Origin of the sequence: Burkholderia perseverans, from assembly GCF_022870505.1 — a bacterium.
GTDB lineage: Bacteria > Pseudomonadota > Gammaproteobacteria > Burkholderiales > Burkholderiaceae > Burkholderia > Burkholderia plantarii.
Genome location: NZ_CP045093.1, coordinates 2,555,497 through 2,571,328, shown reverse-complemented (window position 1 = coordinate 2,571,328; position 15,832 = coordinate 2,555,497). Strand labels below are relative to the sequence as shown.

The window sequence follows — 15,832 nt, the reverse complement described above, 5'->3', positions numbered from 1 at the left end:
CTTGGGAAGGCGAGGGGACGGCGAAAGGAGGAGGGCGAGGACGCGCCGCGTCGGCGGCCTCAATGCCGCCCGGCGCGCCATTGCCCCGGCGCGATGCCGAAGCGGCGCGTGAACGCGTGCGTGAACGCGCTCTGGTCGGCGAAGCCGACGTCGGCCGCGATCGCGGCCAGCGTGTGGGCCGGATTCGCGAGCCGCAGCACGGCCGCGTCGAGCCGCAGCTTCAGCAGGTAGCGATGCGGCGTCTCGCCGAACGCCTCGACGAACAGCTGATGGAAGCGGCGCGGGCCGAAGCCGCAATGCGCGGCCAGGTCGGCCACGCGCAGCGGCTCGGCGAGCCGCGCGCGCAGCCAGCGGTCGATCCGCGCGAAATCGAGGCCGGCGCCGCCGCGGCGTTCGGGCGGCGTGCCGAGCAGCGCCTCGCAGAGCCGCGTCGCGGCCTGCCAGTGGAGCCGGGGCGACGGCGCCGGCATGGCGGCGGCTCCGGCGCCGTGCGCGGCGCACTTGTCCGCCAGCGCGCCCGCCAGTTCATCCACCAGCGCGCCGAGCGCCGGCGCCAGCACGAACGGCCGCGCGCGTTCGAACAGCCGTTCCGGCACGGCCACCGAGGCCACCGGCAGATCCAGCACCAGTTGACGATTCGGGCCGAGGCCCGCGTAGTCGTGGCGCGCGCCGGCCGGAATCAGCCAGGCGCGCCGGCCGTCGATGCGCTCGGCCACGCCGTCGACGGCCATCACCATCGTGCCGTCCACGCCGAGCACGACCTGATGGAAGTCGTGGAGGTCCGACGCCTCGGCCACGCCATAGCGGCGCAGCGAGACGGACGGGCCGGCGGCGGGGCGCGGATGCATCGTGGGTGGCGTGGCGGCTACAAAGCGCGAGGAACGGACCGGTGCGCCGGCCTCAGACGGCCAGCAGCTCGACTTCGAACACCAGCGTGGCGTTCGGCGGAATCACGCCGCCCGCGCCGCGCACGCCGTAGCCGAGCTCGGCCGGGATCGTCAGGCGGCGCGTGCCGCCCACCTTCATGCCCTGGACGCCTTCGTCCCAGCCCTTGATGACCATGCCGCCGCCCAGCACGAACACGAACGGGTCGTTGCGGTCCTTGCTCGAATCGAACTTCTGGCCGTCGGTCAGCCAGCCCGTGTAGTGGACGGTGACGGACTGGCCGGCCTTGGCCTCGGCGCCCGTGCCTTCGGTCAGTTCTTCATACTTGAGGCCCGAATCGGTGGTGACGACGGTCATCTGCAACTCCTGAGTTGAACGGAAAACCGCCATTGTAGGGGAGCCGGGCGCGGGCGTCGCGGCTTCGGTTGGCGTGCCCGCCGACATGCGCGGGCGGGGCGTTCGAATGCGGCGCGTGCCGCGTCTGCGGTATTCTCTATGCCGCGTTCCAGAAGCGCTTCGTACCGACCACGGCGGCCGGCGTGGCGATGCCCGTGGAGATCCTCGGTCGGGTCGCCGGGACCGCCATGCGCGACGGCATCATGCTCGGCCTCGAAGTGGTCGCCGCTACGCGTCGAACGTGCCGAGCACCGCCTCGCAAGGCGTCGAGCTGCGCGAGCGGAGCGGCCGGCCGAACCGGAAAGTCCACCTGGCCCCCTGTCCCATGAACCTCGAGGAATCCGACGTGATGACGGCGATACGCGAAACCGGTGCGCATCCCGGCTATTTCCATGGCGGCGATTCGCATCGCGGCTACCTGGGCTCGGGCAGCACGGGGCCGATCACGTTCGAGCGCTTCTCGTCGCGCGTGGTCGGGCAGCCGCTCGAGGGGATCCTCGCGATCTGGCGCAATCTCCGGGAAGACGGGCGCGATCCGGCCTCGCACGCGCTGCTCTACACGCGCGCCCAGCTGAAGTCCGCGCAGGAGGCGCTGCGGCAGGCCGAGCGCAGCCGCCTGCCATGAGCGCGACGCGCGAGATCGGGTTCGAGGCGCTGCTCGCGCGGCTGCGCGACGCGGTGCCGGGCGGGCGCCGGCTGGTGGCCGTGGCGGGGCCGCCCGGCGCCGGCAAGAGCACGTTCGCCGCGCGGCTGGTGGCGGCGCTCAACGACGGCGCGCCCGGCCACGCGGCGCTGCTGGCGATGGACGGCTTCCACTACGACGATCGCGTGCTGAACGCGCGCGGCCAGCGCGCGCACAAGGGCGCGCCGCATACGTTCGACGTCGACGGCCTGGCCGCGATGCTCGCGCGGCTCTCCGCCGACGACGGCCACGAGATCGCCGTGCCGGTGTTCGACCGCGAGATCGAGATCGCGCGCGCGGGCGCGGCGATCGTGCCGGCCGCGGCGCGCGTGGTGGTGGTGGAGGGCAACTACCTGCTGCTCGACGATGCCGCCTGGGCGCCGCTGCGCGCCGCGTTCGACACCACCGTGATGCTCGCGGTGCCGCGCGCGGTGCTGGTCGAGCGGCTCGCCGCGCGCTGGCAGGGCTACGGGATGGACGAGGCGGCGATCCTCGCCAAGCTCGACGGCAACGATCTGCCGAACGTCGATCTCGTGCTCGGCGGCTCGGTGCCGGCCGATTTTCGCGTCGTCAACGGTTAGCGATGCGGCGCGGTTCCGGTTGCGGTTCCGCGTGAGGTTTCTCGCGCCGGGACGGCGCCGTCAGCGCCCCGGCGCGCGCCGCGCCGCCTCGTCCGTTTCCCCTTCCAGTTCGAACTGATAGCCGACGCCGTAGATCGAGCGGATGAAGTCGCGCTCGGGTCGCACCGCCTGCAGCTTGCGCCGCAGGTTCTTCACGTGGCTGTCCACGGTGCGGTCGGTCACCACGCGATGGTCGTCGTAGAGCCGCCGCAGCAGGAAGTCGCGCGAATAGATGCGCCCCGGGTTGTCCACCAGCAGCGCGAGCAGGCGCAGCTCCACCGGCGTCAGGTGCAGGTTGCGGCCGTCGAGCCGCGCGACGTGATGGTCCGGATCGATCTCGAACGGCGCCGCCGCCGGCTCGCCGGGCTTCGGCTTCGCCGCGTTGTCGATGCGGCGCAGGATCGCCTTCACGCGCGCCACCACCTCGCGCGGGCTGAACGGCTTGCAGACGTAGTCGTCGGCGCCGAGTTCGAGGCCGAGCAGCCGGTCGATCTCGTCCACGCGCGCGGTCAGGATGATCACCGGCGTGGTCGAGAAGGTGCACAGCTCGCGGCAGATGTCCAGGCCGCCGCGCCCGGGCAGCATCAGGTCGAGCAGCACCAGCGCCGGCGCGTGGGCGCGCACGTGCGGCACCACCTCGCGGCCGTCCGCGACGATCGCGGTGGCATAGCCTTCCGCATGCAGGTAGTCCGCGAGCAGCGCGGAGAGCTTCGGCTCGTCCTCGACGATCAGGATCGACGGGCCGTGATGATCAGTGTTCATGGTCCGGCTTCAGGGTGGGGAACCGCATCAGGATCCAGAGGCCGCCGAGCGGCGAACGGCGCGCGGCGATGCTGCCGCCGTGCGCTTCGACGATGTGCTTGCAGAGCGCGAGGCCCAGGCCCGAGCCGCCGCTCTGCCGGCTGCGCGAGACGTCCACGCGGAACAGCCGGTCGAACACGCGCGGCAGCATCGCGTCGGGCACGCCCGGATGCGAGTCGAGCACGCCGATACGGGTCTGCTCGCCGTCGGCCTCCACCGTGATCCGCACCTGGCCGCCCGGGTCGGTGTAGCGCAGCGCGTTTTCCAGCAGATTCTGCAGCAGCTGCGCGAGCCGGTGCGGGTCGCCCGAGATCGGCACCGGCTCGCGCGGGATCCGCGCGTCGAGCGCGATCCGCTTCGCGCCGAAGCGCTCGGCGAACGATTCGGCCGTGATCTCGGCCACCCGTGCGATGTCGACCGGAATCATCTCGAACGAGAGCGCGCCGATGTCGGCCAGCGACAGCTCGTGCAGGTCGTCGATCAGCTTGCTGAGCAGCGCGATCTCGGCCTGCAGCGAGGCGAAGGTGGCCGCGTCGGGGCGGCGCACGCCGTCCTCGAGCGCTTCCAGCTCGCCGCGCAGCACCGCCAGCGGCGTGCGCAGCTCGTGCGAGATGTCGGCGAAGAAGTCGCGGCGCGCGCGCTCGGCCGCCGCCAGCGCGGCCGCGAGCCGGTTGAAGTCGGCCGCGAGCCGGCTCAGCTCGTCGCCGCCGTGCTCGGGCACGCGCACCGCGTAGTGGCCGTCGGCCAGCTCGTGGGTGGCGTGGACGATGCGCCGGACCGGCGCGAGGATGCGCCGCGCCAGCACGATCGCGACCAGCGCCGAGAGCAGCACGGCCGCGATCGCGATCAGCCAGGTGGCGCGCAGCTGCTGGGTCTGGAAGCGCCGGTCGGCCTCGTAGAAGAAGCCGCCCGGCTTCGCGACGGCGAGCCAGCCGACCACCGCGCCGTTCGCGCGCAGCGCGTGCAGCGGCGTGTCGGGCGGCGGCGGATAGCCGGCGATGCGGTGCCGGGCGGCGTCGTAGAGCGCGATCGGCGGCGGATGCCGGAAGCCGGGCGGGCCGCCGTGCCAGCCGCGCGGGACGGCGCCGCTGGCGAAGGCGGGGGCGCCGGGCGGCCAGGGGGCGTCGTGCGGCTCGCGGGGCTCGCCGTCCATCCAGGCGGGGCGGGCGCCGGGTGGCCAGGGCGTGTTGTCCGTCGAGGCTGGGGCTTGGCGGGCGGCGCCTCGGGCGTTGTCGCCGGTGTCGGCATGGGGCGGCGTGCCGCGCTGGCCGCCGTCATTGCCGCTGCCGTTTTGCTTGCCGTTATTGCCGCCGCTCGGGTCGCCGCTTGCACCGCCGCGCGTGCCGCCGTTTCGATTGCCGTCTGGGTCGCCGAAACGCTCTCCGTTTCGGCTGGCAGCGCGAGGCGCTCCTTCCGGCGCGCCGGGCCAGCCCGCGCCGCCGCCGCTGTCCGGCGCGGCGAACCCGTCGCCGGGCCAGCGCGGGCCGTGGCGGCCGTCGGGCGCGAGGCCGCCCCAGCCCGCCGGATCCCATTCGTCGCCATGCTCGGCGCCGCTCGCCGCGCGCGGGAAGATCGGCGCGACCGAGCGCATGAAGGTCTGCCATGCGTCGGGCCGGTCGGTGACGAACGCCCAGTTGCCGTGTTCCGCGTAATCGTGTTCGAGCGCCTTCGTCACGCGATCCACCAGCTCGTCGTCGCGCCCCACGAGGTAGCGGCCGAAGCCGCTCTCGAAGCTGTAGCGCATCGCGGCGCTCATCGCCAGCGCGACGGCGATGCAGGTGACGAGGATCGCGAGGAACAGTTTCGACGTGAGTCCGACTTTCATGCTGGATGGGCGAGGCGAGCGATGGCGGGCGGTGGCGCGGCGGTGCGGCCGGCCCGGGCCGGCAGGCGAAAGCTGGCCGCGCGCCATCGTGGTCAGCCGCGGATTGTCCGTCTTTTGCGCGCGGCATGCGGCGGCGCGGCGGCCGATTCCATATTTTCTCCTCAATTCCCCCATTTTTGATGCGCATTCCGGATTTAGTCTCGAACCGCTCGCGCCACGTCCCGGACGGCGTCGCGCGGCAGCGGCGCCCCGGACGCCGTCTCGCCTTTGAAATCCGCCTCGACGCCATTGATAAAAACGGATCGTCCATGAGTATCAACGTTCTCGTCATCGAGTCGAACGAAGCCGTGCGCGACGCCATGCGCACGCATTTCAGCAAGCACCGGATGGAGATGTCCGTCTGGTATTCGGCGACCACCCTGGTCGAGCGCGTGCAGCGCGAGTGCCCGTCGGCGATCGTGATGCGCGCCGGGCCGGTGATCCCCGACGCCTACGCCGCGCTGCGCCAGCTGCGCGCGGCCGGCTACACGATGCCGGTGGTGATGATCGGCGACGAACCCGACGTCAGCGACAAGGTGGTCGCGCTCGAATTCGGCGCCGACGACTATCTGGCCGAACCCGTGAACCTGCTCGAACTGTCGACGCGGATCCGCACCATCCTGCACCGGCCGGTCGGCCCTTCGGCGGGCGTGATGGTGGTGCCGCCGCCGCGCACGATCGGGCCGATCGAGATCGATTTCGCCGGCCGGCGGGCCAGGAAGCACGGCCGCGACCTGGGGCTGCGGCCCAGCGAATTCGCGCTGCTGAAGGCGTTCGTGAGCCATCCGCTGCAGGTGCTGTCGCGCTCGACGCTGCTGGGCCTGCTGCAGGTCGGCGACGAATCGCGCTCCGAGCGCGGCCTCGACGTGCTGGTGTTCCGGCTGCGCGCGCTGATCGAGGACGATCGCGACCGGCCGCGCCATATCCAGACGATGCGCGGGCGCGGCTATATCTTCGTGCCGCCCGTCGAGGGCGAGGCCGCGGCGGCCTGAGCGGCGGCGCGCCGGCGCGGTACCGCGGCCGGGGCCGCGTCGGCAGACGCCGGGCGGCGGCCGCGCCGATGGCTGGGGCCGTGCGGACGGGGAGGCGGCCCGCCGCGCCGGTTTCGCGCGAGCGAGGCGAGCCGCGGCGTTCGGCGGCGGCCCTCGCGTGTCCGGCGCGCGTCGCGCGAGTTCGCGGCGGGCAAACCGGCCCGATCGCGCGCACGGCCAGGCTGTCCGGCGTTCGACCGCATAAGCCAGGCGTTGTATTTTTGCCGCCCCCACCGATTTTTTCACGGCACGCCACCCGGCCGACAACGATTCCTCGGACCTTGCCGGTTTCAAGCCGGACCTGCCGCTCAAGCCCGGCGGGCCGCCGCGCGGCACGCGCCGTTTGGAAGCCCGCCACTAAGCCGGGACTTGCACGTCTGCGACGAATCGCCGTATCTTTACATCGTTCAATGTAATCGATTTGGCGCGCGATCCGTCCCGCGACCCGGGCCACCCGCCCGGCCGGCGCGACGCGCCGCGTGCCGCAAGGAGCTTCGACGATGTCCGATTCGTCCGCCGCCGCCGTCGCGGCCGGCATCATGCCCGTGCGTCGCGACCTGCGTTTTCCGCTGCCGGTCGAGCGCGCCAAGGATTGGCACGGCCAGGGGCCGGCCGTCACGCACTTCTTCAATGCGCTGTCGCTGCTGTTTCCGGCCGGCGAGCGCTTCTTCATGGATTCGGTGCGCAATTACCGCGACCGCATCGACGATCCCGTGCTCAAACAGCAGGTGCTGGGCTTCATCGGCCAGGAGGCGATGCATACGCGCGAGCACGTGGAATACAACGAGATGCTGCAGGCCAACCGGCTGCCGGCGCGCAAGCTCGACCAGCGCGTCTGGAAGGTGCTCGGCTGGATGAAGCGGGTGATGCCGCATTCGATGCAGCTCGCCCACACGGTGGCCGCCGAGCATTACACGGCGATGCTGGCCGGGCTGCTGCTCGACGATCCGTCGCGGCTCGACGGCGCCGAGGACGGCTACCGGCAGATGTGGATCTGGCACGCGCTGGAGGAAACCGAGCACAAGGCGGTGTCGTTCGACGTCTGGAACACGGTGATGGCGCCGGGGCCGAAGCGCTACCTGATCCGCATCGGCACCTACCTGCTGACCACGCTGACGTTCTGGCCCACGGTGTTCCTGATCCACACGCGGCTGATCCGCTCGGACCGCACCGCCGACCAGCGCGTGCGCGGCATGGGGCGCGTGATTCGCTTCCTGTACGGCCCGCGCCACGGCGTGTTTCCGCGCATCGCGCGCGAGTGGTTGAGCTTTTTCCGGCCCGATTTCCATCCGTGGGATCACGACAATCGCCATCATCTGGCGAAGGTCGCGCAGCTGGTGGCCGAGAACGAGGCGCGGCAGGCCGCGTGGGCCGAGCCGTCGGTGCCGGCGGTGCGGCGGCGGTTCGGCACGGCTTGAGGCGGCCGAAGCGATCGCGGCGTGGTCTGAGCGGCTGAATCGGTTCGAGCCGGTGGCTTGCTACGGTTCGACGCCCTGGCGTGCCATGCCGCGTGGGCGGCCCGGCCGGTCGAGGTGCGACCGCGCCCGAGCCGGTCGATTACGGTTGAAAAAGCACCGGGCAGGCGAGGGCGACGCCGAACCGAACGGCGGCGACACGGCGAGTGTCGCCGCCGTTTTCGTTTTCCCGACCGCCGGGGCCCGACAAGCGGAATCGCGCCGCCGCGCGATCCGACCATATGCCCCGATTTGATCGGCGCGCGCACCGCCGTGTTTTGGTTGTGTGCACGAAACTGGCCCCATATCGTGCACCGACCGCCCCCACCTACGTGTGGCGCTCTTACACAGCCGCGCGCGTCAATTCACCGGCATCGGTCCCTTGCAATCATCCGAAAATGGACTAATCTTGTTAGTCAATTCACTTTGAGACTAACGGCCATGTCTCGACCCGCACCGACCCCGCTTCCGTCCGCGCCGCAGCCGGACGTCACGCCCGCGCAGATGTCCGCCGCCGGCCTGCGCGCGTTCTTCAACATCGCCCACGACTGGGATCTGTCGACCGAGGAGCAGATCGTGCTGCTCGGCTCGCCGGGCCGCTCGACCTTCTTCAAATGGAAGGCCTCGCCGCAGACGGCGCGGCTCGCGCGCGACACGCTGGAGCGCCTGTCGCTCGTGCTCGGCATCTACAAGGCGCTGCAGATCCTGCTGCCGCCCGAGGCCGCGGACGGCTGGCTCAAGCGGCCGAACCAGGCCGCGCCGTTCAACGGCGGCCGCGCGCTCGACCGCATGCTGGCCGGCAACGTCGGCGACCTGCTCGCGGTGCGGCAGTATCTGGACGCGGTGCGGGGGGGCTGGGCGTGACTTCAGCCGATTGCTCGACCCGCTGGCCCGTCTCGAGGCTCGACTGGGCGCCCGCCTATCGTGTGATTCCCACCCGTTTTCCCGCCATCAACCTGTTCGACCGCGTCGCGTCGGCTGACGATTTCGAGGCGCTCTACGCGCTCGAGGCGATGACCAACGACCGCGTGCGCGCCGAGGTCGGCCATCTCGACCTGGTACCCGCCGGCGAGCGCCGCTTCGGCCCCGGCTACGGCCCGATCATGGCCGCCTTCACGCATCTGAACCCGCAGGGCAGCCGCTTTTCCGACGGCAGCTACGGCGTGTTCTACTGCGCGCGCTCGCGCCAGACCGCGATCGCCGAGACGCGCCACCACACGGGCCTGTTCCTCGCCGCCACGCGCGAGGCGCCGATGCGCCAGCAGATGCGGCTCTACACCGTGCAGGCGCAGGGCGAGGCAGCCGACATCCGCGACTGGCCCGGCCGCGATCCGGCGCTGCTCGACCCGGTCGACTATTCGGCCGGGCAGGCGTTCGGCCGCATGGTGCGCGGCGCCGGCTTCGCCGGGCTCGCCTATCCGTCGGTGCGCGATCCGGGCGGCGACTGCCTCGCCGCGTTCCGCACCTCGATGCTGCGCGATTGTCATCACGCGGCTTATCTCGAATACAGCTGGAACGGCACGGCGATCGATGCCGTGTTCGAACTGAACCAGATCGGCTGACCGGGCCGGCCGCGGTCTTCTTACTTTCGGAGCGCTCGATGAAGAATCTCCCGATGTTGCTGCGCAATCGCCCGCGGATGTGGATCGCGCTCGTGATCGGCGTGGCGGTCGCCTGCGTCGTGCCGGGCCTGCATCATCCGTTCGCGCGCGCGCTGGTGGGCTGGGACATCGCGGTGTGGCTGTATCTGGCGATGATGTGGCTGCAGATGTCGCGCGCGCATTACGACACGGTGCGCGAGATCGCGGTGCGTGAGGACGAGAGCGCGACCACGGTGCTGACGGTCGTCTGCCTCGCGACGGTGGCGAGCGTGGCGGCGATCGCCGTCGAGCTGGCGAGCGCGAAGAGCCTCGCGCTGCGCGCCGGCCTCGAGCATTACGCGGTGACGGGCGCGACGCTGTTCGGCGCGTGGTTCCTGATCCCGACCATCTTCACGCTGCATTACGCGCGGCTCTACTACCAGTCGCCGAAGGAGGCGCGCGCGCTGCAGTTCCCCGATCGCGATCTCACGCCCGATTACTGGGATTTCCTCTATTTCTCGTTCACCATCGCGGTGGCCTCGCAGACCTCGGACGTGATGCTGAACAACCGCTCGATCCGGCGCGCGGGGCTCGCGCAGTCGATCCTGTCGTTCTACTTCAACATGGCCGTGCTCGGCCTGTCGATCAACGTCGCGGCGGGGCTGCTCGGCAGCTAGCGCTTCTTTTCCGCGCCGCCGCCGCGCCGCGCCTCCCGCCTCCCGCCTGCCGTGTTCGCCTCAGTGCCCCATGTCGTAGGGGCCGCCGCGCGCCAGCGCGCGATGGTAGGCCGGCCGCGCATGGATCCGCTCGAGGAACGCGCGGATCGCCGGCAGCTGCGCGACGGTGTCGGCGCGCGAGGCGGCCGCCTCCAGCGGGAAGCTCATCTGCACGTCGGCGGCGCTGAACGCGTCGCCGACGAACCAGCCCGTGGCGCGCAGCGATTCCTCGATATAGCCGAGATGCAGCCTCAGCTGCGGATCGACGAAGCTCGACTGCAGCGTCGCCGCGATCTTGCGCGCGATCGGCTTCGCGAAGAACGGCATCGGCGCCTGGGCGATCCGCATCGCCACCAGCTTGAGCAGCAGCGGCGGCATCGCCGAGCCTTCCGCGTAGTGCAGCCAGTAGCTGAAGCGCCGCCGCTCGGGCGTGCCGGGCGCGGGGGCGAAGCGCGAACCGGTGTCGTAGCGTTCGAGCAGGTATTCGATGATCGCGCCCGATTCGGCGAGGGTCTCGCCGTCGTCGGTCAGCACCGGCGACTTGCCGAGCGGATGCACGTCGCGCAGCGCGGGCGGCGCGAGCATCGTCTTCGGATCGCGTTCGTAGCGCTTCAGTTCGTAGGGCACGCCGAGTTCCTCGAGCAGCCACAGCACGCGCTGCGAGCGGGAATTGTTGAGATGGTGGACGGTCAGCATGGGCCTGTCGGTGAACGGGACGGTGGGGGGCGGGAGCGGCGTTCGCATCGGCGCTCGCCGCGGGCGGCAGTGATCGCGGCGAACGGCAGGCGGCGCGGCGCAGCGGGTATCCTGCCGGTGAACCGTTCACCGCGCGAGCTACCCAAGCCGTTGGCGCACCCACCACAGCGAGACCTGCCGATGCCGCTTCCGATGATCCGGGTGATTCTATACACGCACGACGTGACCCGGTTGAAGGTTTTCTACCAAACGCACTTTGGACTGCCGACGATCGAGGTCATCGACGACGAATGGGTCGTGCTCGATGCCGGCGGGATCGAACTCGCGCTGCATCGGGTCGGCGAGCCGTACCGGCATGCCGCCGGCGGCGCGGCCGGCGCCGGATCGAACGCGAAGTTCGTGTTCCGCGTCGACGACGGCATCGAGGCACGTCATGCCGCGCTGGTGCGGGCCGGCGTCCCGATGCGCGCGATCAGGCGCTACGACGGCTTCCGCTACCGGCTCTGCGACGGCACCGATCCCGAGGGCAACGTGTTCCAGCTGATGCAGGCGGACGACACCCGCGCCTGAGGATGCACGGGCGCCGTCGAACCCGTCGAACCCATCTAGCGCCCGGGCGGCGCGTCAGCGCGCCAGCGCGATGTCGAGGATCGCGTTCGCGAACTGGCGCGGATCCTCGAGCATCATCAGATGGCCGCGGCCCGCCAGCGTGCGATCGCTTTTCGCGCGCGGGCGCAGCCAGTCCGGCACGTGCCAGTCGCGCGCCGAGCGTTCGCCCGCGAGCAGATGCAGCGGCACCTTGTCGAGCCAGCCGGCGACGCGTTGCAGGTAGGCCGGCGCGCCGGTCGTCTCGACCACCGAGATGGCCACGCGCTGCAAGGTGCTGGCGGGCTGGAACGCGAGCTGGTCGGCCGCCGCGGCGATCAGCGCGGGGTCGGTGCGCAGCCCGGCGCGCGCGAGCCACCCGGCCGGATCGGCGAGGTCGCGCTGCAGCTGCGCCTCGATTTCCTTGAGCGGCATCGAGGCGAGGCGCTGCGACCAGAACGCGTCGTCGAGCGTGAAGTTGCCCTCGACGCTGACCACGGCCTCGACGCGGTCGGGATACTTCGCCGCGAACAGATGCGCGATCGCGCCGCCCACCGAATGCCCGACGACGAGCCAGCGATCGGCCGGCCCCGCGGCCTCGTCGATCGCCTCGCGCAGCACGTCGACCTGCGCGGCGAGCGTGATCGAGACGGGATCGACATCGGTGCAGGCGCCGTAGCCGAGCAGATCGGGCGCGACGACGGTGGCGGGCTGCAGCGCCTCGAGCAGCGCGGGCGCGTGCAGATGGCCGGTCAAGCCGTGGACGAGCAGGATGCGGGGGGAGTCGGACATGGACGCGCACCGAAAGGACGGGCAGCCATCGTAGCGAAAACCATGCCTCGCGGATAGCACGATCCGGCGTGATGTGTGATCGCACGCAGCGCCGATCGCGGTGGCGGCGGCGCGATGCAAGGCGCGGGTTTCACGAGCGCCGAAGCGTGGCGCGCCATCGAGCAAAGCCGTTGTTGGCGCCCGTGGTGTGCTTTGCGTGGTGCTCGCAGGCCGGGGTCGAGACGTATTTAAAAGCGGTGTCCGACACTCGCACCGCCAGATGATTCGGCGCATACTGGTTATCCCTAGCGCCCGGCACGACGTTTGCGAGTGCCGGCCATGCCTCCGACCCGAGACCCGACAAGGAGCGCACCGATGTCCGATTGCCCGCTCGATCCTTACTCACATCGCTACACGCACTGCCTCGCGTTCGGCGCGCAGCCGTGCAGCGCCGCCGCGGCCACGCTGCGCACCCATTTCCGTCTGTGGGCACCGGCCAGCGCCGAAGTACGGCTCGAGTTCGGCGTGGACGGCGCGGCCGAGCCGGCCATCGAGATGGCGCATGCCGGCGCCGGCTGGTTCGAGACCTTCGTCGAGTGCGGGCCGGGCACGCGCTACCGCTACCGGCTCGACGCGGCGCTCGTGATTCCCGATCCCGCCTCGCGCTCGCAGCCCGACGGCATCGAGGCGGCGAGCGAGGTGATCGACCCGCGCGCGTTCGTGTGGCGCAACACATCGTGGTGCGGGCGGCCCTGGGAGGAGATCGCGCTCTATGCGATCCGGCCCGACGCGATCGGCGGCTACGAGCAGGTGCGCCGCCGCCTGCCGCAGCTCGCGCGGCTCGGCGTGACCGCGCTGGAACTGCTGGCCTCGACGGACCCCGCGCAGGACAGCCTGCCGTTCGCGCCGATCGCCGCCTACGGCGGCCCGAACGCGCTGAAGGCGCTGATCGACGACGCGCACGGACTCGGCCTCGCGGTGCTGCTCGATCTCGATTACGCGCGCTTCGGCGGCGGCAGCGAGGCGCTGCGCCGCTACGCTGCGCCGTTCTTCCAGATGCGCGACGACCCGCATCACGCGCCGCTCGCGCTCGACCATCCCGAGGTCTGCGACTTCTTCTGCGACAACGCGTTGTACTGGATCGAGGAATATCGCTGCGACGGCCTGCGGCTGCGCGCGGCCGAGCGGATCGGCAACGCGGGCCTGCGCGAGATCGCCGACCGCGTGCGCGCGGCGGTGCCGAGCGAACGGCTCGTGCATCTGGTGCTCGGCAGCGAGCGCAATCCCTCGCATCTCGCCGACACGCACTTCGACGCGCAGTGGAACGAATGCGGCGAGCGCGCGCTGCACCGGCTGACGGGCCGCGCCGCCTATCCGTATCGCGAGGCGATCTCGACGCGCCAGACCATCCATACGCTGGCCCGCGCGCTGACGGCCGACGGCTCGGCCTATCAGCGCCCGGGCGGCGGCGAGGCCGGCGGCGGCTGGGACGGCGGCCTGCCGATGACTTCGCTGGTGCTGTCCGACGGTGCCAGCCGGCCTACCGCGGCGACGCGCGAGGCCGGGCTCGCGGCGCTTGCGCTGTCGCTGCTCACGCCGCAGATTCCGCTCGTGTTCGACGAGGCGGCGCCCGACGCGGCCAGCCGGCGCTTCGTGCAGTCGGCGCTGGCCGTGCGCGCGAAGCTGATCGCGCCGCGCCTGATCGATTCGCGGCCGCAATCGGCGGATCTGCTGCGCGTGGCCGACGGCGGCGAGGCCGATGCGCTGGTGGCCGTCTGGCGGCTCGGCGACGGCGAGGTGCTGAGCCTCGCGCTGAACCTGTCACCGGAGCCGCTGGCGTTCGACCGGCTGCCGGGCGGGACGATCGTGTTCGAGACGCCGCCGCGCGCGCGCGATCGCGTGCTGTTCGGCGAGCTGCCGCCGTTCTCGCTCGTCGCCTGGGTCACGGGCGACGTCAATCGCTATGCGCTGTCGCACGGCGCGCGATACCGGCCGCAAGCCGGCGCCAGCGCCGGTACCGGCGCGGCGGCGTTCGATGCCTGAGCGATAGTCCGCCGTCGCGCTCGACGGGCGCGGCGACGGTGCTTCAGTTCGAAGGCTGGCGGTTTGTGCGCCGGGATGTGATCGGGTCAGCTTCAATCAGCATGACGAATGATCCACTCCGCCCCGCTGCCGCGCCTTATCCCTCCACCATTCCCCGGATGCCCGCGATGCCGTGCGCGCCATGCATGCGCGCGATCGGCAGGTCGTCGCGCGTCATGCCGCCGAGCGCATAGACGGCCAGCCGCGTGCCGGCCACGCACTCGGCGAAGCGCGCCCAGCCCAGCACCGGCGCGCCCGGATGCGACAGCGTCGGTTTCACCGGCGACAGCGTGGCGAGATCGGCGCCGATCCGGTCCGCATGCCGCAGCGATTCGCGATCGTGGCAGGCGGCCGACAGCAGCAGGCCGGCTGCCGCCGGCCGCGCCGCGGCGGCGACGAGCGCCGCGTGGCCGAGATGGATGCCGGCGGCGCCGAGCGCGCGCGCCGCCTCCGGCGCGACCGGACCATTGCAGATCACGCGCGCGCCGGCTGCCCGAGCGCGGCCGATCACGCGCGCCGCGAGCGCCGCATAACGGTCGGCATCGAACGTCTTCACGCGCAGCTGCACGAGCGCGATGCCGGTCGCGAACGCCGCATCGAGCCGCGCGACGAACGCGTCGAGATCGGCGCGCGCGTCCGAGGCCGGCTCGGGCGTGATCAGGTAGAACGGCGGCAGCGCGGGCATGATCGGCAGAGGTTCAGAGCCGCACATGCTGGCTCAGGAAATCGAGGAAACCCTGCACGCGGCCCGTCAGCGCTGCGTGCCGGTAGTAGACGGCGTTGACGGGCTGCCGGTAGTCCGTCATCAGCTCGGCGAGCAGCGGCACGAGCCGCCCCTCGGCGATGTCGGCCGCCGTCATGAAATCGGACAGGCAGACGATGCCGACCCCCGCAAGCCCGAGATGCCGCAGCGTCTCGCCGCTGGAGGCCGTATGCGCGGGATCGATCGTCAGGCCCGCGCCGTCGTCGTCTCGCTTGCCGCCGTCGCCCGCGTGCCGGCGCAGCGGCCAGCGGTTCAGCGCCTCGATATCGCTGAAGCCGAGCAGCCGGTGCGCGGCCAGGTCGGCCACGCTGCGCGGCGTGCCGTGGGCGGCCAGATAGGCGGGGCTCGCCAGCACGTGCAGCGGGCTCGAACCGAGCGGGCGCGCATGCAGCGTCGAATCGGGCAGCGCGCCGATCCGGATCGCGATGTCGATGCGCTGCTCGATCAGGTCGACGAACCGCTCGTTGTTGGTCAGTTCGAGTTCGATGTCGGGGTAGCGCGCCGTGAACACCGGCAGATGCGGGACGATCGCATGCAGCATGAACGGCGTGGCCGCGTCCACGCGCAGCTTGCCGGCCGGCTTGACGCGGCCGAGCGAGACCGCCGTTTCCGCTTCCTCCACCGATTGCAGGATGTCGCGCGCACGGGCCAGCAGCAGTTCGCCCTCGTCGGTCAGCTGCGAGCTGCGCGTCGTGCGGCGCAGCAGCGTCACGCCGAGCTTGCGCTCGAGGCGGTTCAGCGCGCGGCTCACGCCCGACACGGTCTGCCCGAGCTGCTCGGCGGCGGCCGTGATCGAGCCGCTGTCGATGATCGCGACGAAGGTCTGCAACTCTTCGGTCGACGTCTTCATTATTGACCCGGATTCAAGAATGACTTGAGCCTAACACGGTTTTTGCGCGCCCCGTC

17 protein-coding genes are annotated in these 15,832 nt (G+C 71.4%); 9 read left to right on the top strand and 8 right to left on the bottom strand.

Annotation, left to right across the window (positions count from 1 at the left end; genetic code table 11):
• Positions 1–59: 59 nt before the first annotated feature.
• Both BpN12_RS10605 and BpN12_RS10600 read right to left on the bottom strand, forming a co-directional pair.
• Positions 60–848 carry an AraC family transcriptional regulator gene (locus BpN12_RS10605; RefSeq protein WP_246792510.1) on the bottom strand — a complete coding sequence of 263 codons (789 nt, stop codon included), beginning with the start codon at positions 846–848 and terminating at the stop codon, positions 60–62.
• Positions 849–900: 52 nt separating this feature from the next.
• Positions 901–1,242, bottom strand: a complete 342-nt coding sequence (locus tag BpN12_RS10600; RefSeq protein ID WP_246792509.1) for an FKBP-type peptidyl-prolyl cis-trans isomerase — start codon at positions 1,240–1,242, stop codon at positions 901–903.
• 280 nt (positions 1,243–1,522) lie between these two features.
• Here BpN12_RS10600 and BpN12_RS10595 point away from each other — a divergent pair, with 280 nt between their 5' ends.
• Both BpN12_RS10595 and BpN12_RS10590 read left to right on the top strand, forming a co-directional pair.
• Positions 1,523–1,906 carry a hypothetical protein gene (locus tag BpN12_RS10595; protein ID WP_246792506.1) on the top strand — a complete coding sequence of 128 codons (384 nt, stop codon included), beginning with the start codon at positions 1,523–1,525 and terminating at the stop codon, positions 1,904–1,906.
• Positions 1,903–2,544 (top strand): nucleoside/nucleotide kinase family protein, encoded by a 642-nt coding sequence (locus BpN12_RS10590; protein WP_246792504.1) that lies wholly within the window; start codon positions 1,903–1,905, stop codon positions 2,542–2,544. The genes BpN12_RS10595 and BpN12_RS10590 overlap by 4 nt, the downstream gene beginning before the upstream one ends.
• Positions 2,545–2,604: 60 nt before the next feature.
• Here BpN12_RS10590 and BpN12_RS10585 read toward each other — a convergent pair whose 3' ends face one another.
• The gene (locus BpN12_RS10585) at positions 2,605–3,345 is read right to left on the bottom strand and encodes a response regulator (protein WP_246792503.1); all 741 of its coding nucleotides are present in this window, start codon (positions 3,343–3,345) and stop codon (positions 2,605–2,607) included.
• A complete protein-coding gene (locus BpN12_RS10580; RefSeq protein WP_246792501.1) occupies positions 3,335–5,209 on the bottom strand; it encodes an ATP-binding protein in 1,875 nt (624 codons plus the stop codon). Before BpN12_RS10580 ends, BpN12_RS10585 begins: the two co-directional genes overlap by 11 nt.
• A gap of 308 nt (positions 5,210–5,517) precedes the next feature.
• On the opposite strand from BpN12_RS10580, the gene BpN12_RS10575 reads away from it, so the two are divergent.
• From BpN12_RS10575 to BpN12_RS10555, 5 genes are all read left to right on the top strand, one after another.
• Entirely contained in the window at positions 5,518–6,240 is a 723-nt protein-coding gene (locus tag BpN12_RS10575) for a response regulator transcription factor (RefSeq protein WP_246792499.1), read from the top strand.
• A gap of 539 nt (positions 6,241–6,779) precedes the next feature.
• Entirely contained in the window at positions 6,780–7,697 is a 918-nt protein-coding gene (locus BpN12_RS10570; RefSeq protein ID WP_246792498.1) for a metal-dependent hydrolase, read from the top strand.
• A gap of 477 nt (positions 7,698–8,174) precedes the next feature.
• Positions 8,175–8,597, top strand: a complete 423-nt coding sequence (locus tag BpN12_RS10565; RefSeq protein ID WP_246792496.1) for an MbcA/ParS/Xre antitoxin family protein — start codon at positions 8,175–8,177, stop codon at positions 8,595–8,597.
• The gene (locus BpN12_RS10560) at positions 8,594–9,295 is read left to right on the top strand and encodes an RES family NAD+ phosphorylase (protein WP_425306257.1); all 702 of its coding nucleotides are present in this window, start codon (positions 8,594–8,596) and stop codon (positions 9,293–9,295) included. Before BpN12_RS10565 ends, BpN12_RS10560 begins: the two co-directional genes overlap by 4 nt.
• A gap of 38 nt (positions 9,296–9,333) precedes the next feature.
• Entirely contained in the window at positions 9,334–9,990 is a 657-nt protein-coding gene (locus BpN12_RS10555; protein ID WP_246792495.1) for a DUF1345 domain-containing protein, read from the top strand.
• 60 nt (positions 9,991–10,050) lie between these two features.
• Here the strand turns inward: BpN12_RS10555 and BpN12_RS10550 are convergent, their stop codons facing one another.
• Entirely contained in the window at positions 10,051–10,725 is a 675-nt protein-coding gene (locus BpN12_RS10550; protein WP_246792493.1) for a glutathione S-transferase family protein, read from the bottom strand.
• Here BpN12_RS10550 and BpN12_RS10545 point away from each other — a divergent pair.
• Complete coding sequence (locus BpN12_RS10545; RefSeq protein WP_425306256.1) at positions 10,708–11,295, top strand: VOC family protein; 588 nt, start codon at positions 10,708–10,710, stop codon at positions 11,293–11,295. The genes BpN12_RS10550 and BpN12_RS10545 overlap by 18 nt on opposite strands.
• 54 nt (positions 11,296–11,349) lie before the next feature.
• Here BpN12_RS10545 and BpN12_RS10540 read toward each other — a convergent pair whose 3' ends face one another.
• The gene (locus tag BpN12_RS10540; protein WP_246792491.1) at positions 11,350–12,102 is read right to left on the bottom strand and encodes an alpha/beta fold hydrolase; all 753 of its coding nucleotides are present in this window, start codon (positions 12,100–12,102) and stop codon (positions 11,350–11,352) included.
• Between the two features lie 354 nt (positions 12,103–12,456).
• On the opposite strand from BpN12_RS10540, the gene BpN12_RS10535 reads away from it, so the two are divergent.
• The gene (locus tag BpN12_RS10535) at positions 12,457–14,124 is read left to right on the top strand and encodes a DUF3459 domain-containing protein (protein ID WP_246792489.1); all 1,668 of its coding nucleotides are present in this window, start codon (positions 12,457–12,459) and stop codon (positions 14,122–14,124) included.
• 136 nt (positions 14,125–14,260) lie between these two features.
• Here BpN12_RS10535 and BpN12_RS10530 read toward each other — a convergent pair whose 3' ends face one another.
• Both BpN12_RS10530 and BpN12_RS10525 read right to left on the bottom strand, forming a co-directional pair.
• On the bottom strand, positions 14,261–14,875 hold the full coding sequence (locus BpN12_RS10530) for a thiamine phosphate synthase (RefSeq protein WP_246792487.1): 615 nt from the start codon (positions 14,873–14,875) through the stop codon (positions 14,261–14,263).
• Entirely contained in the window at positions 14,862–15,776 is a 915-nt protein-coding gene (locus BpN12_RS10525) for a LysR family transcriptional regulator (RefSeq protein ID WP_246792485.1), read from the bottom strand. The genes BpN12_RS10530 and BpN12_RS10525 overlap by 14 nt, the downstream gene beginning before the upstream one ends.
• Positions 15,777–15,832: the final 56 nt, after the last annotated feature.